Source organism: Kitasatospora sp. MBT66, assembly GCF_000710405.2.
Taxonomy (GTDB): domain Bacteria; phylum Actinomycetota; class Actinomycetes; order Streptomycetales; family Streptomycetaceae; genus Kitasatospora; species Kitasatospora purpeofusca.
In genome coordinates this window covers 70,974-92,554 of record NZ_JAIY01000009.1, presented here as the reverse complement: position 1 = coordinate 92,554, position 21,581 = coordinate 70,974, and the positions used below count along the sequence as shown (strand labels likewise).

Here is a 21,581-nt window from a genome sequence, read left to right as displayed (position 1 = left end):
GGCCGGTGGGGCGGCCGGGCGGTCCGGACTCGGGGCCGGTCAGTGGGCCGGTCAGTGCACCGGGGCGGGCTCGGGCAGCAGCGCGAGCAGGTCGGCGGGCCGGCGCAGCACCGCGTCGGGCCGTTCGGCGAGCAGCGCCGCCTCGTCGGTCTCGCCCCACAGCGCCGCGATCGCGCCGACCCCGGCGCCCCGGGCGCTCGCCAGGTCGGTGACGGCGTCGCCGACCATGACGGTCCGTTCGGCCGGCACGTCGAGCAGTTCCAGGGCGCGCAGCACGATGTCGGGCGCGGGCTTGGCCCGGGCGACCTCGTCGGAGCCGAGCACGTGGTCGAAGTGGTGCAGCAGGCCGAGCTGGTCGAGCAGCGAGCGGGCCCGGGGGCCGCTCTTGCCGGTGGCCACGGCCAGCCGGATGCCGCGCCGGTTGAGCTCGACGAGCAGTTCCCGTGCCCCGGCGTGCACGGTGACCTCGGGGGCGAGCCGGTAGCTCTCCCGGACGAAGGGCTCCTCCAGGGCGAGCGGCAGACCCATGATCCGCATGATGTCCGGGAAGTAGCGGCCCAGGTGGCGGCTGTACTCCTCGAACGGCGGGTTGCCGTCGCCGACCACCTCCTCGTAGGCGGCGAGGAACGCCCGGCGCATCACGTCGAAGCTGTCGACGATGACGCCGTCGAGGTCGAAGACCACGGCGCGCAGCGGGAGGGAGGCGGCGAGCGCGTGTCCGTCGGGTCCGGTGGTCGGGGCGGTGGCTGTGGGCTGGTCGATCGGCATGGGATCTCCATGGGACGGCGGGCTGCCCGGACGGGTGACCGGGCCTGACGCCCCGGGGCCGACGGGATCGGCACGGCCTCCGGGGCCGGGGCACGGGGCTGCTCGGGTCGAGCCGCGGCTCGGCGCGGCGGGGGCGGAAGGTCGTCCGCCGACGACGAGCGGACGGCGTGGGCGGTCGGACGGCGTCGGTCAGACGGCGAGGGCCGCGGCCTCGTCGGCGAGCCGCGACCGCGGGGCGCGGGCCGCCGCGTAGAGCCGCTCGATGACCGAGATGGTGTGGTGGGCGCGGTTCACGGCCGCGCCGCGCGAGGCCGGGTCGGCGAGCAGGGCAGGCAGTTCGTCGAGCTGGCGCACGTACTCGGTGCCGACGGCCTCCCCGGGCAGCGGGACCTCGGTGGTGACACCGTCGCGGGTCCGGGTGAGGCGCGGGACCCGGCGGTTCGGGCTGAAGCCGAAGGTGCACTCCAGGGTCGCGGAACCGGTGGCGCCCTCCACGGTGATCCGGGTGGTGTCGACGGACTCGTGGGAGGCCCAGCTCGCCCGCACCGCCACCGAGACGCCGGTGTCGGTGAGCAGGAAGCCGCGGGCGGTGTCCTCGACGTCGCCCGCGCCGTGCGGCCCCTCGGTGCCGCGCCAGCCGGCGCCGCGCCTGCCGTCGTTGACGAAGTCGGCGGAGAGCGAGCCGAGCACCGACGGGAACCGGACGTCGCCGCCGAGCACGGCCTGGGCCGTGTCCAGCAGGTGCCAGCCGAGGTCGACCAGGGCGCCGCCGCCGGAAAGCCGTCGGCTGGTGAACCACCCGCCGGCGTCGGGGACACCGCTGGCGCGGACCCAGGCGAGGTCGACGTGGCGGATCGGGCCGAGGTCGGCCGCCAGTTCGGTGAGGGCGGCGACGTCCGGCCGGTAGCGGGCGGCGCTGCCCGCCAGCAGAACGGTCCCGCCGGCGCGTTCGGCGGCGGCCAGCCGGTCCGCCTCGGCGGCGCTGAGGCAGACCGGCTTCTCCAGGAACACCGGGATGCCGCGGGCGAGCAGCCGCTCCGCCACCGGGGTGTGCAGGTGGTTGGGCACCGCGACGACCGCGAGGTCGACGTCGGGGCCGAGCAGGTCGGCGTCGGCGAGGAGCGCGGCGCCGGACGGCACGTGCTCCGCGCCGCCGGGGCCGGGCTCGACCACGGCGGTGACCCGGTAGGCCGGGTGGGCCGTCAGCCGGGGCAGCCAGATGGTGCGGCCCGCCCAGCCGAGGCCGACGACGGCCACCCGCACCGGGTCGTCCGGCCCCCGTCCGGCGGTGCTCACCCGCGCGTTCACACCGCGGCCAGGGCGTCGGCGATGATCTGCGCGGTGTCCTCGATCGCCTGCTCGCTCGCGAGCAGGGTGCGGTGGTGCAGCCAGATGCCGTCGGCGGTGAGCGCCTCGCTGTTGGGGCAGGCCTTGGCCAGCGCGTCGACGGTGGTGTCGGGCGCGGCCGACTCCCAGAAGCCGTCCGAGCGGTAGATGGCGCGGAACACCACGAACGCGGGCAGGCCGCGCGCGATCAGGTCGTCGACCAGGGCGTTGCGCCGGTCCTCGCCGAGGTCGGGCACCCGGAACATCGCCATGTAGTGCGGGACGCGGTCGGCCCGCTCGTCGTGGCCCTGCGGCACCACGCCGGGGATCTCCGTCAGCAGGCTCTTGAGCTGCTTGGAACGCTCCTCGCGGACGCTGATCTGGCCGTCCAGGCGGGCGAGCTGGGCCCGCAGCACGCTCGCGGAGAACTCGTTGAGCCGGAAGTTGGAACCCGAGGTCTGGTGGAAGTACTTCCGGTCCGTCGGCGGGCGGCCGCAGCTGTGCCGCAGGAACGCCTCGTCGTACTGGGCGGTCTCCGGGAAGGTGACGGCGCCGCCCTCGCCGGCCGTCATCAGCTTGCCGTTCTGGAAGCTGAACGCGGCGATCGAGCCCAGCTCGCCGACCCGGCGGCCGCGCCAGCGGGCGCCGTGGGCGTGCGCGGCGTCCTGCACGATCGAGACGCCCGAGTCGGCGGCGAGCTTGCCGAGGGCGTCCAGGTCCGCGATCTGGCCGGCGATGTGGACCGGCATGATCGCGCGGGTCCGCGGGGTGATCGCGGCGGCGGCCGCCTCGGGGCTCAGGTTGTAGGTGTCGAGGTCGACGTCGACCGGCACCGCGGTGGCGCCGAGCCGCTGGGCGGCCTGGGAGGAGGAGATGAACGTGAACGCGGGCACGATGACCTCGGTGCCCGGGCCGACACCGAGCAGCTGGAGGGCGATCTCCAGCGCGTGGGTGCCGTTGGTGACGGCGAGCGCCTTGGCGGCGCCGTGGTAGTCGGCGAACTCCTGCTCGAAGGTGTCGACCTCCTTGCCGCCCATCCGCCACCACTGGCCCTGCTCCAGCGCCCTGAGCAGTCCTTCGCGCTCGGCCTCGTCGTACTGCGGCCAGACCGGGAACTCCGGGGCCTGACGTCCTTGGGCAGTCATGATTCCGCGCAGCCTTTCCTTAGGGGGACCGTGGAACGGCACGCTAACCCAGGAAATGCGGCCCGTCACCTCCCCTACACACCCCCCTAGAAAGCCCTTGTCCTGCAGCTCGGAAGCCATCCGGGGGGTTCCTCCGGGAAACTCGCTGCTATAACCGGAATATGAGCGAACTGCTATTGCTGAACGGCCCCAATCTCGGAATTCTCGGCCGCCGCGAACCGGAGGTCTACGGCACCGACACCCTGGCCGACATCGAGGCCGCAGTCGCCGCCGAGGTGGCCGGCCGGGGCTGGAAGGTGGTCTCCGTCCAGCGCGAGTCGGAGGGTCAGCTGATCGAGGCCGTGCAGGACGCCTGGGACGGCTCCGTCGGGGCGATCGTCAACCCGGGCGCGCTGATGATCGCCGGCTGGGGCCTGCGCGACGCGCTCGCCGCGTATCCGCGGCCGTTCGTCGAGGTGCACCTGTCCAACGTCTGGGCGCGCGAGTCCTTCCGGCACGAGTCGGTACTGGCGCCGCTGGCCTCGGGCGTGATCGTCGGGCTCGGCGCACTCGGCTACCGGTTGGCGGCGCAGGCGCTGCTGGCGAAGGTCCCGGCGTCCTGATGGGCCTCGCGACAGCGCAGGGCTCCACGCCTCAGGCCCCGACCGAGGCCGTGACCCCGGCCCAGGCCCCGACGGCCGCCCGGGGCGTGCTCGGCATCGACATCGGCGGCACCAAGGTGGCGCTGCGCGCCGAGGACGGCCCGCCGGGCGGGCCGGTCCGCACCGAGGAAGCCGTGCTGCGCTGGCCCGGCGCCCGGGTGGCCGGCGCCTACGCCGACTGGACGGCGCTGGCCGGCACGGTCGCCGACCTGCGCGAGCGCTGGGAGGGCGACTTCGCGGCGGTCGGGGTGGCCGTGCCCGCGACCGTCGGCCCGGACGGCCGGGTGCTCGCCTGGCCGGGACGCCCCGGCTGGCGCGGCTTCGACCTCCTCCCGGCACTGCGGCGGCTGTTCCCGACCGCCGCGCTGGCCTGGGCGGACGACGGTGATCTCGCCGCGCTCGCCGAGGCGGTGCACGCCGGGTCCGGGAACGTGGTCTACCTGGGTGTCGGGACGGGCATCGGCGGCGGTGTCGTGCACGAGGGCGCGCCGATGCCGGGCCCGGGACGCGGCTCCTGCGAGGCGGGACACGTAATCGTCGACCGCAGCGGCCCGGTCTGCGACTGCGGGCGGCGCGGCTGCCTGCAGGCCACCGCCTCCGGGCCGGCGACCCTGCGGCGCGCGGAACTGCTGCGCGGCGCGCCGGTCGAGTACGCGGAGCTGCGGACGGGGCTGGCCGAGGGCGCACCGTGGGCGGTGGAGGCCGTCGAGGAGACCTGTGCCGCGCTGGCGGCGGCGGCCGTCTCGCTCGGCGAGCTGTTCCACCCCGAACTGACCCTGCTGGGCGGCGGGTTCGCCGAGGGGCTGCCCGGCTTCACGGCGCGGGTCGAGGCGCACGCCGCTGCGCTGGCCCGCCCCGGCGTCCCGGCCCCCGCGATCCGGCCGGCCGTGCTCGGCGGGCTGTCCTCGCTGCACGGCGCCCTCGCACTGGCGCGGCTGCAGCCCGTGTCCTGAAGCCGCTCCACCGAGCGCCACCACACCGACCACCCCTGGGAGCCGAGTTGACCACGACAGAAACCCCCGTCCCTTCCGCACCCCCCGTCCGCACGGACGGCGGGCTGCGCCGCATCGACGTGGAACTTGGCGATCGCGGCTACCCGGTACTGATCGGCCCCGGCGCCCGCCACCGGCTGGCCGGGGTACTCGCGGGGATCGGCGCCCGCCGGGTCGCGGTGGTCAGCGCGCGGCCCGCCGAGTGGCTGCCCGACACCGGCCTCGACACCCTGGTGGTGGAGGCGAAGGACGGCGAGGAGGGCAAGTCCCTCGCCTGGGTGGCCGAACTGTGCAGCCGCTTCACCGCGTTCGGCCTGGGCCGGGCGGACGCCGTGGTCTCCTGCGGCGGCGGCACCACCACCGACGCGGTCGGGCTCGCCGCCGCGCTGTACCACCGGGGAGTGCCCGTGGTGCACCTGCCCACCTCCCTGCTGGCCCAGGTCGACGCGAGCGTCGGCGGCAAGACGGCGGTGAACCTCCCGGAGGGCAAGAACCTGGTGGGCGCCTACTGGCAGCCGTCCGCCGTGCTCTGCGACACCGACTACCTCAGCACCCTCCCGCCGCGCGAACGCGTCAACGGCTACGGGGAGATCGCCCGCTGCCACTTCATCGGCGCCGGGGACCTCCGCCACCTGCCGCTGCCCGAGCAGATCGCCGCGAGTGTCGCCCGCAAGGCCGCCGTGGTGGCCGCCGACGAGCGCGACGCCGGGCTGCGGCACATCCTCAACTACGGCCACACCCTGGGCCATGCGCTGGAACGCGCCACCGACTTCCGGCTGCGCCACGGCGAGGCGGTCGGCATCGGCACGGTCTTCGCCGGCCGGCTGGCGGGCGCACTCGGCCGGATCGGCCCCGCGCGGGTCGCCGAGCACCACGAGGTGGTGGCCCACTACGGGCTGCCCACCGCGCTGCCGACGGAGGTCGACACCGGGGCGCTGGTCGCCCTCATGCGGCTGGACAAGAAGGCCGTCGACGGGCTCTCCTTCGTCCTGGACGGCCCGGGCGGCGCCGAACTCGTCAGCGACGTCCCCGAGTCACTGGTCGCCCGCATCCTGGACGCGATGCCGCGCGCTGCTTGGGAGGCCTGAGGTGCCCGTTCCCCCCTCCGCGCCGACCGCCGGACCCCCGGCCGCCGGACCGCCGATCTCCGGCCGCACCCGGCTCTACGCGGTGCTCGGCGACCCGATCGCCCAGGCCAAGGCGCCCGCGCTGCTCAACCCGCTGTTCGCGGCGAGCGGCGTGGACGCCGTACTCGTCCCCGTGCACGCCCCGGCGGACCGGCTCGACGAGGTCGTGCGAGGGCTGAAGGCCGTCGCCAACCTGGACGGGCTGCTGGTCACCGTCCCCCACAAACTGGCGATGTGCGGGCACGCCGACGAACTCAGCGAGGCCGCCGCCCTGCTGGGCAGCACCAACGCGCTGCGCCGCGAACCGGACGGCCGCTGGTACGGCGACAACTTCGACGGCGCGGGCTTCGTCCGGGGCCTGGCCGCCGCGGGCCACCACCCGGCCGGACTGCGCGTGGCACTGGCCGGCGCCGGAGGCGCGGGACTCGCCATCGCCGCCGCCCTGCTCACCGAAGGAGCCGCCGCACTCACCGTCACCGATCCCGACCGGGACCGGGTGGACGCCCTCCTCGACCGGCTCGGCTCCCGCTGGCCCGACCGCGTGACCGCCGCCCCGCACCCGCCCTCCGACGTCGACCTCGCGGTCAACGCCACCCCGCTGGGCCTGACCCCGACCGACCCGCTCCCCTTCGACCCCACCCCCCTGGCACCCGGCGCACTGGTCGCCGACATCATCATGACCCCCGCCGAAACCCCCCTGCTGCGCACCGCCGCCGCCCTCGGCCTCGCCACCCACCCCGGCATCCACATGCTCACCGAGCAACTGCCGCTCTACCGCTCCTTCTTCCGCCTTCCGGGGTAGTCCCCCGCTCACCCGGAACGGGCCGGACGGGACGGACTCGCAGGACGAACGGAGAAGCGGGGCGTTCGGGCAACGTGCGGAGGGTGAGCCGTTGCCGGATCGGGCGGGCGAAGTGGGACAGGGTGCGTCCTCCGCGCAGTAACCGGGCTGAGGACCGGGCTCCTCGAGGGCGCCTCCGCCGACAAGCAGGGCCACGAGGCCGACCCCTGTGGACGGATGGGCGGAACGGTGGCCCTCGGCCACGCGGTCGCGGTCGCGGTCGCCCGGGACTACGCCACCCGCCGCCCCGGGACGCTGGTGATCGCCACCCCCGACCACGGGCACGCCAGTCGGACCCGGCCGAACCGGAACAGCCGGGCGACTCGAAAGACTACGAAGAACCAGGAGCCTGTCTCCTTGGTGGGGCCGGTGCGGCGGTTAATGGGTTGCGGGGTTCCCGGGCGGGGGTGTCGGATCCCGGGCATGACAATTGTGCTGGGGACGCCGGCCGTGGCCGGGGTGCGCGAGGCCATGGGCGCGCTGCGGGAGTGGCAGTACGACGGAGCGCCGATGCAGCTGCATGCGGGGGACATCGGCTGGAACCACCGCTTCGGGATGCCCGAGACGGCCGCGGTGGTGCGGACCTGGAGCCGGGGCGGACGGATTCTCGCCGTCGGGCTGCAGGACACCCCGACGCTGCTGCGGATGACGGTCGCCCCCGACGCCTTCCGGGACGAGGACCTCGCGCGGCGGCTGGTCGCGGACGTCTCGCTGCCCGAGCGCGGTGTGCTGCCGGAGGGGGAGGTGGCCATCGAGGCGCCGTCGGGCCTGCTGCTGCACGACCTGCTGACCAAGGAGGGCTGGGGCGTCGACGAGCCGTGGACGCCGCTCTTCCGCGACCTCACGGAGCCGGTGGAGGACCCCGGCGTGCGGATCGAGACGATCGGCCCCGAGCGGGCACAGGACTTCGCCGAGGTCCTGCGATCGGCGTTCGGCACCTCGCGGCCCACGCGCGAGTACTGGCACCGGATGGCGGCGGGACCGTTCTACGACGACGCCCGCTGCCTGGGCGCCTACGACAACCGGGGCGAGCCGGTGGCAGTGGTCACGGTCTGGTCGGCCGGCCCGGGGAGGCCGGGGCTGGTCGAGCCGATGGGCGTCCACGCGGCCCACCGCGGCCGCGGGTACGGCCGGGCGATCACCCTCGCCGGGGCGGCCGCGCTACGGGAGGCGGGCTCGTCGAGCGTCCGGGTGTACACCCCGAGCTCCAACGTCGGTGGCGTCGCCACCTACAAGGCGGCCGGGTTCGGGGCGAGGCCGGAGGTTCGCGACCGGATCCGCACGGCCTGAGGCGGGTGCCGCTGCCGGCCGGCACGTGGCCGGTGGCGGCACCCGCACCAGGGGTGGGCGAAGAAAGAGGTGCGGTGGGCCAGGGCCCAGGTGCGTTCGGCCTCGAACGCCGGTGGCCTCCCGCTGTTCGAGCCGCGCCGCTCGCGGTGGCGGACCTGCTCCACCGGCTGCGGGACCACCGCCCGCACGTGCCCCTCGCGCAGGTGGGCGCGGATCGCTCGCGAGGAGTACGCCCGGTCCGCGAGCGCCACGTCCGGTCAGGTCCTCGGCCGCCCGCAAACAGTGCGAGGCACGCGGACGGCGGCCATCACCGCGGTGAACGCGGGCGCATCACCGGCCTGACCGGCCGTCAGGACAATCGCCAGCGGGCGGGCGTTGGAGTCGCCGGCCAGATGAATCCACGTTCCCAGGCCGCCCCGCGAGCGCCCCACGGTCCCCGCGGCGCTACCCCCGCGACCGGCCCCTCCAACGCCAGCCGATGGCGAGGCCGGCCACCGGCAGCGAGAGGAATCTGAACGGCTCCGGGACCAGCCAGAACGTCAGCACAGCGAAGACGGTCAGCAGAACGACCAGCTCGACGGTGAACCGGTAGCCCCACGTTGCGGGCCACGCCCTTCGGCCTCCGTCGCCGTTCCCGTCTGCGGAGGGTGGTGATTCTGCAGGCATACCGTGCAGCTTTCTCTCGGCAGGGTGACGACTGGACGGTGCAAGCCGGTGAGGGTGCGCACCGGCTTCGGTCCGCACCCGCACCGAAACTCGGTCAGGCTGTGTTCTGTCTACCATCCGTAACGCCCTCGGTGTGCACCGGTTTCCCAGAAGAACCCTCCCGCGAAGAGAACTTCCAGGCGACCGCGTCGATCACCTCGCGGCGGTCGCGCCACCGCCCGCTTCGCTTCGGCGTCCGGTCCGGCAGCAACGGCTCTGTCCGCGCCCACTGCGCGTAGGTCAACGGCACGACCGGACCAAAGCGACCCCGACAGGCTCACCACCGCCCTCGCCCAGGAAGGGCAGTACGGCGACTTCGTCCTGCTCAGCGGCATCGAGGTGTGGAGCATCTGCGAGCACCACCTTCTCCCCTTCCGCCTCGCCGTCTCCATCGCCTACACACCGGACACCGCCGCCCTCGGCCTGTCCGAACCGGTCCGGCACCTGGAGGCCCGCACCCACGCCCTCCGGCGCCCGGAAGAAGCCCTCCCTGCGCAACCTCGCCGACACCTACGGCACCGACGTCGAGATCTACCGGGTCAACGACGGCCTCGTCCGGGCCGACTGCCGTACCGGCCAGCTGATGAAACCGCCGTAATGGAATCGACGACGCCATCAACTACCTGCGCAGCAAAAGGCGCTACCTGCGCCACGACACAGCCCTCGCCCCAAAGCCAGCAGATCGCTCCCCGCACCATCGAGCGTGCATGCCGCCACCTGGTCAATGACCGCCTCGACATCGCCGGAGCCGGCTGGGGCCTCGCCTGCGCCGAACCCGCGCTCAAGCTCCGGGCCGAGGGGCGCCACCGCGACGCGGTCACACGCTCGCAGCCTGACCGGCAGCACCCTTCACATCTGCAACGTCACAGATAGTCCTTCGTCAGCCGCACCTCGCCGATGCGCGGGAACACCGTGCCGATCGCCACCTCGTGTTCCTCCAGGGTCGGCGCAGACATGGCGTCGGCGACGAATTCGAGTTCGTACCCGAGGTCGCACGCGGCCCACGCAGTCGACGCGACGCCCATCGTCGTTACCAGCCCCGCCAGGACGATGGTGGTCACGCCGGCCGCGCGCAGCTTCTCATCGAGGCCGGTGTTGTGGAATGCACCGATCGTCCGCTTCACGACGACGACGTCGCCGTCCTGCTCCAGCCCTTCGGCCAGATCGCTGCCCGGCGGCTGCTCATCGACGCCTGGACGCTCCACGCGGACGAGCACGACGGGAGAACCCTCCGCGCGCAGCGCGGCGGCGAGGTCACGGCAGCGCACAAGCACGTCCTCGCCGGAATGCGGCCCGAGTGGGTTGGCGATGATGCGCGGCATGAGGTCGATCAGGACGAGAGCTCGGGTCATGTCGTCAGCCTACAGACCGCGGCCTCACCGGTCAGGGCTACCGGGTGCTGCTGGTCGGCGGCGCCGTCGACGACGCGGACGACGCGGACGACGCCCGCGCCAACGGCGCGCACGCGGTGCTCCACACCGGCGGTCTCCATCACCCCGCCGAGCTCGCCGCCACCGACCACCCTCTCGCGGACTCCCTCACCGACGCCGTCGCCATCGGCTCCCAACTCATCGCGGATGCCGCCCAACCCGCTTGTGGCCAGCACGAGTCGGCGGCCGTACCGAACCGCCGGATCTGCGGATCCTCATCCTTCCCGCACCCCTGGAGCCCACTCGTGAACAGCCGCAGAAGACCCGTCCCCGCCCACGCAGTCCCCGTCCGCCCGCACCACCTGGATGTGCCATGTCCGAACCGACCACGGGCGCCCCCGAGCCCGAACCGATCCGCATTCCCGAGGAAGACCTGGACGATCTCGCCAGCGCGCTCGCACGCACCATCACCGAGGTCCGCCAGCACGGTGTCCTCCTCGACCGGCTCGGCACCGACCCCTTCGGGGGCGAGGAGCCGAATTCCTCCGGGACCGAACCCGAAGGCCCGGCCTCGCTGTTCATCCTCGCCACGGGCGGCGCCGAGTACGCCGCCGAGCTGGCCGCGCTCGGCAACTGGGTCACCCACGTCCTCCTGCCCGCCTACGGCCCGGAGATTAGCTCCACCCGCCCCTGGTGTCGTACTGGTACGAGCACCAGGGGGCCGTCGCCCGTCTCCACGGACTATGGCTCGCCTGGCAACAGCTGACCGACACGGAGGCCGGCCTCGCCGGGCCGGCGACGTGGCACCGCGACCACCTCGACCACACGTTGCTCCAACTCCGATCTCCTGACGGGCCGTTCAGCGCCTGCACCACCAGCCCGGCCCGGCCCAACCACCGCGTCCTGACCACGCCCGACGGCCGGACGCGCCTGGGCGCTGTCCATCACCGACCTCCTGCCGGCCATGGCGAGGGAAGGTGTGCTCTCCGAGGCCGAGGGCACCCGGGCGCTCGCCCACATCGGCCGTCCCGGCTTCGTCGACACCGCCCACGCGATGATCGCGATGTGGGGCGTCCGACCACCGTCCCGGCCGCAGTCCCAAGAACCGTCCCGACCGCCGTCCCCGCGCCCGGAAACGAGAACCGCAGGATGATCGAAGCACTGATGGGCTCGGCCGTCTGGGCGGTGCCCGCACGCTGCCCGGTACGGGCCACGGACCTCCCCGCCCTGGACCTCACCGGCCGAGTGGTGCGCGAGTCGCTCCGGCTCTACCCACCGATCTGGCTCTTCCCCCGGCACACCACCGGCGAGACCGAACTCGGCGGCCACCGGTTCCCCCAAGGCGCCCAGTTCTTCTACAGCCCCTACGCCCTGCACCGGGACCCCCGGTGGTACCGCGCCCCCGACACCTTCGACCCCGACCGGTGGATGCTGGACGGCCGTCCCGCTCCCCCCGAACGGCGCCTACCTCCCCTTCGCCGCCGACGTGCACGGCTGCCCCGACGGGGACTTCGCCCTGGCCGAACTGACCCTCCTCACAGCCGCGGTCTCACGCCGATGGCACCTCGACCCGGTGCCGGGCAGCAGGCCCCGCCCCGTCGCGGCGGCCACCCTCGGCCCCTCGCCCGTCACCATGACCGTCACCCGCCGCCCCGGCCCCGGCGGCGTCTTCCCCGGACCGGGGTCGTGACGGCGCCGGGCCCCGCTCAGTCAGGGACTCTCGCCGCCGACTCGGCGAGCCGTTCGGCGAAGGCCGCGACCAGCGTCCGGAGTTCCGCGGGCTCCTCGACGGCGAACGGCGCGTCCAGCGAGGCGAGCACCGCCGGCAACCAGTCCAGCCGGTCCACCCGGAGCTCCACCCGGCTCCACCGCTCCGCCCCCGGCTCCGCCTCTGGCTCCGCTGCCGGGAGCGCCTGCACCACGGCGACGCTCGCGGGCAGCCGCAGGTGGATCCGCTCGGCCGTCAACCGGACCCGCAGCACCACCCGGTACCGGTACGGGGCCGTGGCGAGCCCGCGCAGAAGGCGCTCCGCCGGGTCGACCGCGGACGGGGGCTCGAAGGCGCCCGGCAGGGTCCGTACGCCCACGATGCGATCCAGGCGCAAGGTGCGGTCCTCCCCCACTGCGGGATCCGCGCCGGTCAGGTACCAGCGGCCCTCGTGCGCCACGAGCCCGTACGGGTGCAGCGTGCGCTCGCTGCGCCGTCCGTCCGCCCCGGTGTACCGGACCGCGAGCGGCCGGTGGCCGCGCACCGCGTCCGCGACCGTGAGCAGGACCTGGGAGTCGGGCACCGCCGTCGCCCGGGACCCGGGTGCGGCGGTGAGGGTGAGGGCGTCCAGCACGGCGTCGAGCCGGTGCCGGAGCCGCTCGGGCAGCACCCGGCGGATCTTGGCCGCCGCCGTCTCGCCCGCAGTGTGCCCGGCGTCCGCCACCGCGGTCAGGCCGGTGTGCCGGCCGGCGACCAGTCCGAGCAGGACCGCGAGGGCCTCGTCGTCGCTCAGCATCAGCGGGGGCAGCCGGTACCCGGCCCCGAGCCGGTAGCCCCCGTAGCGGCCGCGCACCGACTCGACGGGCACGTCGAGGTCGAGCAGGTGGTCGACGTACCGGCGCACCGTGCGCTCGTCGACCCCCAGGCGGTCGGCGAGCTCGGCCACGGTGCGGACACCGCCGGACTGCAACAGCTCCAGCAGCGCGAGGACGCGGGCGGTGGGACGGGCCATACAGGAAGTCTCTCAGCAATACCGGGCGGATTGTGTCCAGTATCAGCCCTAGCGTCGTGCCGGAAGCACCGACCGCACGACCGAACCGCAGGAGACAGCCATGGACTTCCTCTCGATCCGCATCATCACGGCCGACGTCGCCCGCCTCGTGGACTTCTACGAGCGCGCCACCGGCGTCGGCGCCGACTGGTCCACCCCGGACTTCGCCGAGCTCAGGACGGCCTCGGCGACGCTGGCCATCGCCGGCACCCGCACCGTCCCGCTGTTCGCACCGGGATCGGCCGAGCCGGCCGCCAACCGCAGCGTGGTGCTGGAGTTCCTCGTCGACGACGTGGACGGCGCCCACCGGCGACTGCGCGCCGACGTGCCGGAGTTCGTGACCGAACCCACCACGATGCCCTGGGGCAACCGCTCCCTGCTCTTCCGCGACCCGGACGGCAACCTGGTCAACTTCTTCACCCCCGTCACCGAGACCGCGAAGGCGAGGTTCACTCGCTGAGGGGCCGGCCTGTCGGCGAACCAGCAGCCGGGCGGCGCACGCCGTGAAGGCCACCACGAGCCCGGACGCAGAGCGCAGAGCAGTTCGGCGGCGCGGTGGGCAAGGACGGCGCTGGGGCGTGCGGAGGACTCCGGAGGAAGGGGGTGTGCGGTACTGCCGCACAGGCGTGGAATTCAGCCGGTGGACGCGTTGCAGGCGCGTCCACCGGCGGTGGTGAAGGCGATCGGCCCCCGGCTGGTTCCGCCGATACTGCTGGCCTCCCGGACGGCTTCGGCCTCGGGAGCCCCGGCACGTGGCCGCAGGTGGACGGTCAGTGATCGGCGAAGGCTGAACACCCCTCGCCGCAGCGTCGGCGAGGCTCCGCGCGGCTCGACCGGGCACCGCGGCACGATCCTCGGTGTTCCGGAGCGTTTCAGGGGTTCGCCGGTCGAGCTCGGGCGGCACGTCGACCGTGACCGCTCTCCGCGACGCGGCCCGCGGGCCTGCGGGCCGTCGCTCCGGCGGCCACGACCGGCACCGGCGTTGTCGGTCTAGGATGCGGAGCATGAACGGGACCACGCCGGCACACGGAGACGCCGTACCGATGGCGACGCGGCGAACCCGCTGGCAGGAGGCGGGCAGCAGCGAGGGCTTCGGCAAGCGGTTCGCCGATCTCGTCTCCGCCGGTGAGGACATCGACGGTGAAGCCCGACTCGCCGACACGCTCCTGCCGCGTGGCGCCCGGGTGCTCGACGCCGGCGCCGGCATGGGCCGGGTCGCTGCGGCACTTCTGCGGCGCGGGCACGACGTGGTCGCGATCGAGCCCGACGGAGCACTGGTCCGACAGGCCCGGGAGACCTACCCCGGACTGCCGATCGAGGAACGCGACATCCTCGGCCTCGGCCCCGACGACGGCCCGTTCGACCTGGTCGTCTGCGTCGGCAACGTCATGATCTACCTGGCCGAGGGCACCGAACGCGAGGCCCTGCGCTCGATGCGCGCCGTGCTCGGCGAGAACGGCCGGATCCTGGTCGGCTTCCACCTCCAGGACCGGCCGCCGCACGCCCACGCCTGCACCGCGGCCGAGTTCGAGGCGGATCTCGCGGCCGCCGGACTTCACGTCGACCTAAGGGCAGGAACCTACCAACTGCACCCCGCGAACGAGGCCTACGGCGTCTGGGTCCTGAGTCGCGCCCGGGGTGCGGCCGACAAGTAGATCCGCGGACCGGGGGCCCGGGAGCGGAACCTGCCCCGGTCCGCAGCCGGCGGCGTGCCGACGCTCCTCGAAGACGTGAAACTCCTGCGCGGGCCGGAGACCGGTCAGGACGATCTTGCCGATCGCCTTGGCCGCCGCGTCGACCTGGCCCTGGAGGCGGCGGCGTTCCTCGCCGTTGAAGAGGTGGATGGCGACGGTGGCGCCGGCGCCGATCGCCTCCAGGGTCCGGCCGTAGTCGGAGTCGGTGCGGCCGACGGCGGCGATCCTGCCGCCAATCGTCGACCGCCGCAGAGGTCGGAGCGCCCGCACACGGCGACTCTCTACTGATTGCCCGTCAACTGATGCCAGCAGAAGTCAGCATCAGTACGAGTAGACCCTCCCGGATACGCCCACACTCGAGGATTCCACCCATGGCGCGCAGGCCCCGCCCACCTCGTATGCGGCCTGCGACCGCACGGTCGGGCGTACGGAAAGCTGCTCCCTGGCCCCCTTTGCGAGCAAGATTCGTGCCGTTATGGTCATGTTTCCGGATGGTTGACACGGCTCCGAGCGTGCCGGTCGGGGACGCAGTGACGGATTGGACTCGAGAGGTGACGCGTTGTTCGCCTCAGGTCTTCCTGGCCCTCTACAGGTGGCCGTACTTCTTCAAGTAGTGTCGCCAGCCGAGCCCCCCGGGGGCTCGTGACTTCCTTGCTGCTCACGATCCGTATCTACGGCTGGAGTTCACGGCGATGACGGCGGCGACCGGGATTGATGCGCGCTTTGCGTACCGCGTCTACCTCTCACTTCTTCGCACCGAGGAAAGCGGCATATGCCCGGAGGATCTCGCGCGGGACCTCGGTGCCGGGGCCGGTGAGGTCCGGGAGGCCGTCGACTGGCTGGCCGGGAACGGGTTGCTCGACCGGGGGCCGGAGGCGGTGGTGGCCACGCCGCAGAGCATCCTGAGACGGTTGGTCGCCGATCAGCAGGAGCGCCTGGCGGAGTTCGCCCGGGCGCAGGACCTGATCTCCGACCTCACCGACGGCTTCCTCGCCACTCCGGCCTCCACGGGGGAGAGTCCGGCGGTCGAGGTGGTCGAGTCACGGGCGCAACTGGGGCAGCGGCTGGGCGAGTTGCACGCCTCCAGCCGGTCGGAGGTGGCGGTGATGCTGCCCACGGCGGCCGAGCGGGAGGCGCTGCACCCGTGCATCCGTGAGGATGTCGAGCTGCTGCGCCGGGGTGTCCACTACCGGCTGGTGGCGCCGGCTTCCGCGTTGGGGAGCCCGGCCGTCGTGGAGTACGTGAACGCGCTCCAGGAGGCGGGCGCGGAGATCCGGACGGCGGAGTCGCTGCCGCTGCGGCTGGTCATCGTCGACCGGGAGAAGGTGGTCACCCGGTCGCAGGTCGAGGGGCTGCGCCGCAGTGTGGTGATCGACGGCGGACTGCTCGCCCAGCTCTTCACCCGGGTCTTCGAGCACAGTTGGTCCACGGCCGCGCCGTACACCCGGCGGCGGCGCGGCGGCGGTTCGGCGCCGGTGCTGTCGGGGACGCACCGGCTGGTGCTGCGGATGATGGCGGCCGGGGCGACCGACAAGTCGATTGCCCGTCACCTCGGTTACTCGGACCGGACGGTGCGGCGGTTCGTCGCCGAGATCCTGCGGGTGCTGGAGACCGACAACCGGCTCACGGCGATGGTGCGGGCCACCCGGCTCGGGCTGCTCGAACACGAGGGCAGAGAGGGCAGAGAGGGCAGGGAAAACAGGGAGACGAAGGAGGGCAGGGAGGCCAGGGAGGTGCGGGCGGCGCAGGGCTGAGTCCGGCCTCCGCCCGGACAGCGACGCTGCGCGCCAAGTCCGTTCACAGCAGCCCCCGTTCGGCGGCGATCCGGGCGGCGTCGAAGCGGTTGCGCCCGTCGAGCTTGCGCATCGCGCCCGAGGTGAGGTTGCGGACCGTCCCGGCGGCCAGGTAGAGCTCGCGGGCCACCTCCTTCACCGAGGCGCCGGTCGCGGTGAGCCGGAGGATCTCGCGTTCCCGCGCGCTCAGCACCTGCTCCGCGACGGCCGTCCGGACCGCCGGCCCGTCGGGCGCCGGTTCGGCCTCGCCCGGGGCCGGGCGGCCGCCCGCGGCGGCGTCCCGGATCGCGTCGACCAGGCGGGGGATCTTGGTCTGCTTGGTGACGACCCCCAGCGCCCCCGCCGAGACCGCCCGGTCCACCAGGGTCCGGGTGGGCCGGGCCGCCATCAGGACGACCCGGCAGTCGGGTAAGCGTTTCCCGAGCTCCCGCACCAGGCGGAAGCCGCCCTGCGCGGTACCCATGCCCAGGACGGCCACGTCCGGCCGGCGGCGGACCGCGACCGGGACGACCATCGAACTCCGGTTCACCGCCCCCACGACCTCGAAGTCCTTGACGGACGCGAGCACTTCGGCGATCGCGTCCAGGGGCAGCAGTTGCTCGTCGGCTACCAACACACGAATGGTCATCACTAGGTCTCCCCCGAGGATCCCGTGAACGGAACTCATGGTGATCATTGCGGCCGCGCCCCAGTGTGTGGCGGACGGCCCGCTCCCGTCGACGGCACCCGGGCGTCCGGGTGCGGACATGTCCTCAGCAGGACCGGTGGGTCAACGTGGGTCAACGTGGGTCTAGGTGGGTCTACGCGTGTCATTCGGTGACCCCTCAACTTATCCCGGGTCCGGCGGCCGACCCGACGCCCGCGGGCAGGGACGTGACAAGTGTCAGTAAAAGCAGGTCAAAGCCTTGTCGCCGGTGACCGGCCGGGACCACGATGCGCACTGGTGATCGACTGCCGCGCGGGGCCCGTCCGCCCCGCGCGGCCCCCGTCACCCACTGCCCCCCGACCCCTCCGCCGCCCCGACAGCCTCCGCGCGGCATCCGGCCGCTCCCGGCCGTCCCGACCCGACACCGCCCGCGCGGCACCCTCCCGCGCGGCTCCCGTCCGCCCCGCCCCCTGCCCGTGCCCCGTCGGCACCCCGCCCCAGCGTGCCCCCGCACGCCGCGGGCCGGGCGCCGGCCCGTGCCCGGACCGGCTCACCACGGATGCCCGAGGAAGAGGACATGCACACAGACCCTGTGGTCCAGGACCCGACCCAGGCCCTGGCCGTCGTAGGCATGGCGGGACGGTTCCCCGACGCCCCGGACGTGGACAGTTTCTGGCGGCTGATGATGGAGCGGCACGACGCCATCGGCCCCGTCCCCGCGACCCGTTGGGACGCCACCGCGCAGCTCGACCCGCAGCGCGAGATCCAGGCGGTCGGCGGATTCCTCACCGACGTCGACCGGTTCGACGCCACCTTCTTCGGCATCTCCCCCCGCGAGGCGGAGATGCTCGACCCCCAGCAGCGGCTGATGCTGGAGGCCGCTTGGCGGGCGCTGGAGGACGCCGGGACACCGGCCCGCGCGCTCGCCGGCAGCCGGACCGGTGTGTTCGTCGGCGCCGGCTGGCACGACTACGAGCACGTCGGCCGCAAGAGCGCCGCCGGGGTCACCCAGCACACCGCGCCCGGCTACGCGCTCGACATGATCGCCGCCCGGGTCTCCTACTTCCTCGGGCTCACAGGGCCCAGCCTGGTCGTCGAGACCGGCTGCTCCTCCGCGCTGGTCGCGGCGCACCTCGCCGCCCAGGCGCTGCGGGCCGGCGAGGTGGACGCGGCCATCATCGGCGGTGTCGCGCTGATGCTCGACCCGACCGCCTCGATCGGCCTGACGTACTTCGGCGGCCTCTCCCCCGACGGCCGGTGCAAGGCCTTCGGCGCCGGGGCGAACGGCTTCGTGCGCGGCGAGGGCGTGGGTGCCCTGTTCGTGAAGACCGTCGCCCGGGCGCAGGCGGACGGGGACCGGATCCACGGCGTCATCGCCGGGACCGCGGTGAACAACGACGGCGGCGGGCAGAGCGTCGTCGCGCCCAGTCCGCTCGGGCAGGAGCGGCTGCTGCGGGACTCCTACCGGCACTGGGGCATCCCGGCGGACCGGGTCGCCTATGTGGAGGCGCACGGCACCGGCACCTCGGTCGGCGACCCGATCGAGGCCGGCGCGGTCGGCCGGGTACTGGGGCAGACCCGCAGCGCCGACGCCGGTCCGCTGCCGATCGGCTCGGTGAAGACCAACATCGGCCACCTGGAGGCCGCCGCCGGCATCCCCGGGCTGTTCAAGGCACTGCTGGCGCTGCGCCACGGCGTGGTGCCGCCGAGCCTGCACTCGGCGGAGCTCAACCCGGAGATCGCCTTCGACGAGCTGAATGTGACGGTGGTCCGCGAGCCGCTGCCGCTGCCGGCCGACGAGCAGGTCTTCCTCGGCGTCAGCAGCTTCGGCTGGGGCGGCACCAACGCGCACGTGGTGCTGACCGGGGCGCCGCGGCCGGAGACGCCGGTCGCCGCCGACGGCCCCGCCGCCGACGGCCACTCCGACGACAACGAACACCGCGCCCCCGTGCTGCTGCCGGTGTCCGCGCACTCGGAGCAGGCGCTCGCCGAGCGCGCCCGCGAGCTGCGCGAACTGCTCACCGGCGCGACCGACCCGGCGACGAAGCAGTTGCCGGAGCCGGAGCAGTTGCCGGGGCCGGAGCGGCTGGCGGCGCTGGCCGGCACCCTGGCCTGGCAGCGCGACCAGTTCCCGGTCCGGGCCGCCCTGCTGGCCGCCGACACCGCCGCAGCGGCCGGGCAGCTGGAGCGGCTGGCCGCCGACCCGGCCGGTGCCGAGCCCGTGCCCGGCGTGTTCACCGGACGTGCCGCGGCGGTCGGCCGGACCGCCTTCGTGTTCCCCGGCCAGGGCTCGCAGTGGCACGCCATGGGCCGCGAACTCCTGGCGGCCGAGCCGGTGTTCGCCGCGGTGATCCACCGCTGCGCGGCCGCGCTGGAGCCGTACACCGACTGGGACCTGGTCCGGGTCGTCTCCGGCGAGGCCGGGGAGGAGTGGCTGTCGCGGATCGACATGCTGCAACCGACCCTGTGGGCCGTGTCGCTGGGCCTGTGCGAGCTGTGGCGGGCGGCCGGCGTCGAGCCGGACGTGGTGGTCGGCCACAGCCAGGGCGAGGTCACCGCGGCCACGGCGGCCGGCATCCTCTCCTACGAGGACGGGGCGATGGTCGTCGCCCGGCGCAGCGCGATCGCCCGCCGGACCTCGGGCAAGGGCCGGATGCTGGCGGTGGACCTCTCACTGGACGCGGCGAAGGCGGCGCTGTCCGGCTTCGAGGAGGGCGTGTCGCTGGCCGTGAACAACGGCCCGAACAGCTGCGTGCTCTCCGGTGACACCGAACTCGTGCTGGCGCTCAAGGAGTTGCTGGAGGCCGAGGGCACCTTCTGCCGGCTGGTGAACGTGGACTACGCCTCGCACAGCCCGCAGATGGACGAGCTGGAGGACGACCTGCTGGCGGCGCTGCGGTCGGTGCGGCCGGGCCGGGGCGGTGTCGAGCTGATGTCGACGGTGCGGGTGGCCCCGCTGGAGGGGCCGGAGTTGGACGCCCGGTACTGGGTGGACAATCTGCGCCGGCCGGTGATGTTCGCCGACGCGATGGAGCGGCTGTTCGACACCGGGGTGACCCATGTGGTCGAGATCAGCCCGCACCCGGTGCTCACCCCGGCGCTGGAGCAGTTGGCCGCGCAGCGGCCGGTGCCGCCGCAGGTGCTGTCGACGCTGCGGCGCGACCAGGGCTCGCCGGACACGCTGCGCGAGTCCGTGGCGCGGGCGTACGTGAGCGGTCTGGAGCCGTTCGGCGCGCTGCCCCGGAGCGCCTGGGCGCCGGTGCCGCCGTATCCGTGGCAGCGGGCCGTGCACTGGGTGGAGCAGGGACGCCGGCGCGCCGGGAGCGGGGCCGGCGAGGAGCTGCGGCTGGTGCCGTCGGTGACCGAGCAGGGCTCCTGGACCGGTCTGCTGGAGCTGGCCCCGGCGGACATCCCCTGGGTGCGCGACCACCGGGTGTACGACGCGGTGGTGCTGCCCGGCACCGGGATGCTGGAGCTGGCGCTGCGCACGGCGCTGGCCAGGACCGGCGGGGCGCACCGCACGCTGGCGGAGGTCGGCCTGCACAGCCATCTGACGCTCACCGAGGAGCCGGTGACGGTGGCGCTGGGCTGGCGGGACGACGTGACGGGCGGCGGCAGTTTCACGCTGTCCTCGCTGGAGCCGGGCGGGCAGGGCTGGGTGCGGCACGCCTCGGCGCGGGTGCTGGCGGAGGACACCGCGCCGGAGGCGCCGTCGTTCCCGGAGCGGCTGCTCGGTCTCGACGTCGCGCCGGCCGCCGCCTTCTACGCCGACTGCGCGGCGCGGGGCCTGAACTACGGTCCGGCGTTCCAGGGTGTGGTGGGGCTGCGGGCCGGGGCGGCGGAGTGCCTGGCCGAGGTGCGGCTGCCGGAGGGCTGCCTGGCCGGCGGCCATCCGCACCGGCTGCACCCGGCGCTGTGGGACGCGGCCCTGCAGGCCTCGATCCCGCTGTTCCCGGGCGAGGAGGCGGCGGTGCCGGTCGGGGTCGGGCGGGTGCATCTGCACCAGGACCTCGCGGAGCCGGTGACGGCGCTGTGGTCGCACGCGGTGCGGCGGGACGGCGGCGAGGAGGTGGACCTGTTCCTGTTCGACGCCGGGCGGCGGCCGGTGCTGAGCCTGCTGGGCCTGCGGATGCGGGCGCTGGCGGCCTCGGCCGATCCCGGCGCGGTGGACGTGGAGCGGATCCACCGGCTGGAGTTCCGGCCGAAGGAGCGCACCGACGGGGCTGACACCGACAAGGCCGACACCGACGGGACGGACGCGCCGCGGCGCACCGGCCACTGGGCGGTGTGCGCCGCCGACCAGGTCGGCGGCACGGCCGCCTGGGCGCGGGCCGGGGAGCTGGCCGAAGCGCTGGGCGCGCTCGGCGGGACGGCGCTGGCCCAGGTGGCCGACGGCGCGGACGCGGCGCGGACCGAGGTCTGGCAGGAGCGGCTGGCCACGGTGGACGGGCTGGACGGTGCGGTGTTCCTGGCGCCGGGCGCGG

Annotated in this window: 19 protein-coding genes and 4 pseudogenes; 15 read left to right on the top strand and 8 right to left on the bottom strand. The window is 74.2% G+C overall.

Annotated elements, in window-relative coordinates; translation table 11 throughout:
* Window positions 1–51 precede the first annotated feature (51 nt).
* The 3 genes from BI06_RS24465 to BI06_RS24455 form a co-directional block, all read right to left on the bottom strand.
* Complete coding sequence (locus tag BI06_RS24465; protein WP_078880632.1) at window positions 52–768, bottom strand: HAD-IA family hydrolase; 717 nt, start codon at window positions 766–768, stop codon at window positions 52–54.
* 189 nt (window positions 769–957) lie between these two features.
* Complete coding sequence (locus BI06_RS24460; RefSeq protein WP_233290281.1) at window positions 958–2,064, bottom strand: Gfo/Idh/MocA family protein; 1,107 nt, start codon at window positions 2,062–2,064, stop codon at window positions 958–960.
* An 8-nt stretch (window positions 2,065–2,072) separates the two neighbouring features.
* On the bottom strand, window positions 2,073–3,239 hold the full coding sequence (locus BI06_RS24455) for a DegT/DnrJ/EryC1/StrS family aminotransferase (RefSeq protein WP_043471658.1): 1,167 nt from the start codon (window positions 3,237–3,239) through the stop codon (window positions 2,073–2,075).
* Window positions 3,240–3,400: 161 nt separating this feature from the next.
* Here BI06_RS24455 and BI06_RS24450 point away from each other — a divergent pair, with 161 nt between their 5' ends.
* From BI06_RS24450 to BI06_RS24430, 6 genes and pseudogenes are all read left to right on the top strand, one after another.
* Window positions 3,401–3,841: a type II 3-dehydroquinate dehydratase gene (locus tag BI06_RS24450; RefSeq protein WP_030397945.1), complete on the top strand. Its 441-nt coding sequence runs from the start codon at window positions 3,401–3,403 to the stop codon at window positions 3,839–3,841.
* Entirely contained in the window at window positions 3,841–4,833 is a 993-nt protein-coding gene (locus BI06_RS24445) for an ROK family protein (protein WP_082558658.1), read from the top strand. The genes BI06_RS24450 and BI06_RS24445 overlap by 1 nt, the downstream gene beginning before the upstream one ends.
* 104 nt (window positions 4,834–4,937) lie before the next feature.
* Window positions 4,938–5,960 carry a 3-dehydroquinate synthase gene (locus tag BI06_RS24440; protein ID WP_043471711.1) on the top strand — a complete coding sequence of 341 codons (1,023 nt, stop codon included), beginning with the start codon at window positions 4,938–4,940 and terminating at the stop codon, window positions 5,958–5,960.
* Window position 5,961: 1 nt separating this feature from the next.
* Complete coding sequence (locus BI06_RS24435) at window positions 5,962–6,801, top strand: shikimate dehydrogenase (protein WP_051741773.1); 840 nt, start codon at window positions 5,962–5,964, stop codon at window positions 6,799–6,801.
* A gap of 147 nt (window positions 6,802–6,948) precedes the next feature.
* Window positions 6,949–7,152: pseudogene (locus BI06_RS49645) on the top strand (alkaline phosphatase); the annotation flags it as partial.
* Window positions 7,153–7,263: 111 nt separating this feature from the next.
* Window positions 7,264–8,130, top strand: coding sequence for a GNAT family N-acetyltransferase (locus BI06_RS24430; protein ID WP_043471656.1), 867 nt, complete (start codon window positions 7,264–7,266; stop codon window positions 8,128–8,130).
* A gap of 95 nt (window positions 8,131–8,225) precedes the next feature.
* Here the strand turns inward: BI06_RS24430 and BI06_RS53770 are convergent.
* Window positions 8,226–8,564 (bottom strand): annotated as a pseudogene (locus BI06_RS53770) (transposase); the annotation flags it as partial.
* Window positions 8,565–9,051: 487 nt separating this feature from the next.
* On the opposite strand from BI06_RS53770, the gene BI06_RS55560 reads away from it, so the two are divergent.
* Window positions 9,052–9,708 (top strand): GTP cyclohydrolase I, encoded by a 657-nt coding sequence (locus BI06_RS55560; RefSeq protein WP_082558656.1) that lies wholly within the window; start codon window positions 9,052–9,054, stop codon window positions 9,706–9,708.
* On the opposite strand, the gene BI06_RS24415 is transcribed toward BI06_RS55560, so the two are convergent.
* Together BI06_RS24415 and BI06_RS49640 are read right to left on the bottom strand one after the other, a co-directional pair.
* Window positions 9,699–10,187, bottom strand: a complete 489-nt coding sequence (locus BI06_RS24415; RefSeq protein WP_043471650.1) for an isochorismatase family protein — start codon at window positions 10,185–10,187, stop codon at window positions 9,699–9,701. The two genes, BI06_RS55560 and BI06_RS24415, sit on opposite strands and share 10 nt — an antisense overlap.
* Window positions 10,184–10,441, bottom strand: a complete 258-nt coding sequence (locus BI06_RS49640) for a hypothetical protein (protein WP_063795015.1) — start codon at window positions 10,439–10,441, stop codon at window positions 10,184–10,186. Before BI06_RS49640 ends, BI06_RS24415 begins: the two co-directional genes overlap by 4 nt.
* Before the next feature lie 137 nt (window positions 10,442–10,578).
* Between BI06_RS49640 and BI06_RS24410 the strand changes: the two are divergent.
* From BI06_RS24410 to BI06_RS53755, 3 genes and pseudogenes are all read left to right on the top strand, one after another.
* Window positions 10,579–11,120 (top strand): annotated as a pseudogene (locus tag BI06_RS24410) (DUF4913 domain-containing protein); the annotation flags it as partial.
* A 234-nt stretch (window positions 11,121–11,354) separates the two neighbouring features.
* Window positions 11,355–11,576, top strand: a pseudogene (locus tag BI06_RS53760) (cytochrome P450); the annotation flags it as partial.
* A 115-nt stretch (window positions 11,577–11,691) separates the two neighbouring features.
* The gene (locus tag BI06_RS53755; protein ID WP_051741770.1) at window positions 11,692–11,895 is read left to right on the top strand and encodes a hypothetical protein; all 204 of its coding nucleotides are present in this window, start codon (window positions 11,692–11,694) and stop codon (window positions 11,893–11,895) included.
* A gap of 16 nt (window positions 11,896–11,911) precedes the next feature.
* On the opposite strand, the gene BI06_RS24400 is transcribed toward BI06_RS53755, so the two are convergent.
* Window positions 11,912–12,925 (bottom strand): YafY family protein, encoded by a 1,014-nt coding sequence (locus BI06_RS24400; protein WP_043471646.1) that lies wholly within the window; start codon window positions 12,923–12,925, stop codon window positions 11,912–11,914.
* Window positions 12,926–13,025: 100 nt separating this feature from the next.
* Between BI06_RS24400 and BI06_RS24395 the strand changes: the two genes are divergently transcribed.
* From BI06_RS24395 to BI06_RS24380, 4 genes are all read left to right on the top strand, one after another.
* Window positions 13,026–13,424: a glyoxalase/bleomycin resistance/extradiol dioxygenase family protein gene (locus tag BI06_RS24395; RefSeq protein WP_043471644.1), complete on the top strand. Its 399-nt coding sequence runs from the start codon at window positions 13,026–13,028 to the stop codon at window positions 13,422–13,424.
* A gap of 583 nt (window positions 13,425–14,007) precedes the next feature.
* The gene (locus BI06_RS24390) at window positions 14,008–14,619 is read left to right on the top strand and encodes a bifunctional 2-polyprenyl-6-hydroxyphenol methylase/3-demethylubiquinol 3-O-methyltransferase UbiG (protein WP_043471642.1); all 612 of its coding nucleotides are present in this window, start codon (window positions 14,008–14,010) and stop codon (window positions 14,617–14,619) included.
* A gap of 54 nt (window positions 14,620–14,673) precedes the next feature.
* A complete protein-coding gene (locus tag BI06_RS51135; RefSeq protein WP_043471640.1) occupies window positions 14,674–14,946 on the top strand; it encodes a hypothetical protein in 273 nt (90 codons plus the stop codon).
* A 404-nt stretch (window positions 14,947–15,350) separates the two neighbouring features.
* Entirely contained in the window at window positions 15,351–16,412 is a 1,062-nt protein-coding gene (locus BI06_RS24380; RefSeq protein WP_043471638.1) for a LuxR C-terminal-related transcriptional regulator, read from the top strand.
* Between the two features lie 43 nt (window positions 16,413–16,455).
* Here the strand turns inward: BI06_RS24380 and BI06_RS24375 are convergent, their stop codons facing one another.
* On the bottom strand, window positions 16,456–17,079 hold the full coding sequence (locus tag BI06_RS24375; RefSeq protein ID WP_030395401.1) for a response regulator transcription factor: 624 nt from the start codon (window positions 17,077–17,079) through the stop codon (window positions 16,456–16,458).
* Between the two features lie 595 nt (window positions 17,080–17,674).
* On the opposite strand from BI06_RS24375, the gene BI06_RS24370 reads away from it, so the two are divergent.
* Window positions 17,675–21,581 (top strand): type I polyketide synthase (locus BI06_RS24370; RefSeq protein WP_149030465.1); only part of this gene is annotated, 3,907 nt, incomplete at its 3' end.

Coding starts and splice junctions, on each gene's coding strand:
- BI06_RS24465 (WP_078880632.1), bottom strand. CDS start 768: ATGCCGATCGACCAGCCCACAGCCACCGCCCCGACCACCGGACCCGAC.
- BI06_RS24455 (WP_043471658.1), bottom strand. CDS start 3,239: ATGACTGCCCAAGGACGTCAGGCCCCGGAGTTCCCGGTCTGGCCGCAG.
- BI06_RS24450 (WP_030397945.1), top strand. CDS start 3,401: ATGAGCGAACTGCTATTGCTGAACGGCCCCAATCTCGGAATTCTCGGC.
- BI06_RS24445 (WP_082558658.1), top strand. CDS start 3,841: ATGGGCCTCGCGACAGCGCAGGGCTCCACGCCTCAGGCCCCGACCGAG.
- BI06_RS24430 (WP_043471656.1), top strand. CDS start 7,264: ATGACAATTGTGCTGGGGACGCCGGCCGTGGCCGGGGTGCGCGAGGCC.
- BI06_RS24415 (WP_043471650.1), bottom strand. CDS start 10,187: ATGACCCGAGCTCTCGTCCTGATCGACCTCATGCCGCGCATCATCGCC.
- BI06_RS24400 (WP_043471646.1), bottom strand. CDS start 12,925: ATGGCCCGTCCCACCGCCCGCGTCCTCGCGCTGCTGGAGCTGTTGCAG.
- BI06_RS24395 (WP_043471644.1), top strand. CDS start 13,026: ATGGACTTCCTCTCGATCCGCATCATCACGGCCGACGTCGCCCGCCTC.
- BI06_RS24390 (WP_043471642.1), top strand. CDS start 14,008: ATGGCGACGCGGCGAACCCGCTGGCAGGAGGCGGGCAGCAGCGAGGGC.
- BI06_RS24380 (WP_043471638.1), top strand. CDS start 15,351: ATGACGGCGGCGACCGGGATTGATGCGCGCTTTGCGTACCGCGTCTAC.
- BI06_RS24375 (WP_030395401.1), bottom strand. CDS start 17,079: ATGACCATTCGTGTGTTGGTAGCCGACGAGCAACTGCTGCCCCTGGAC.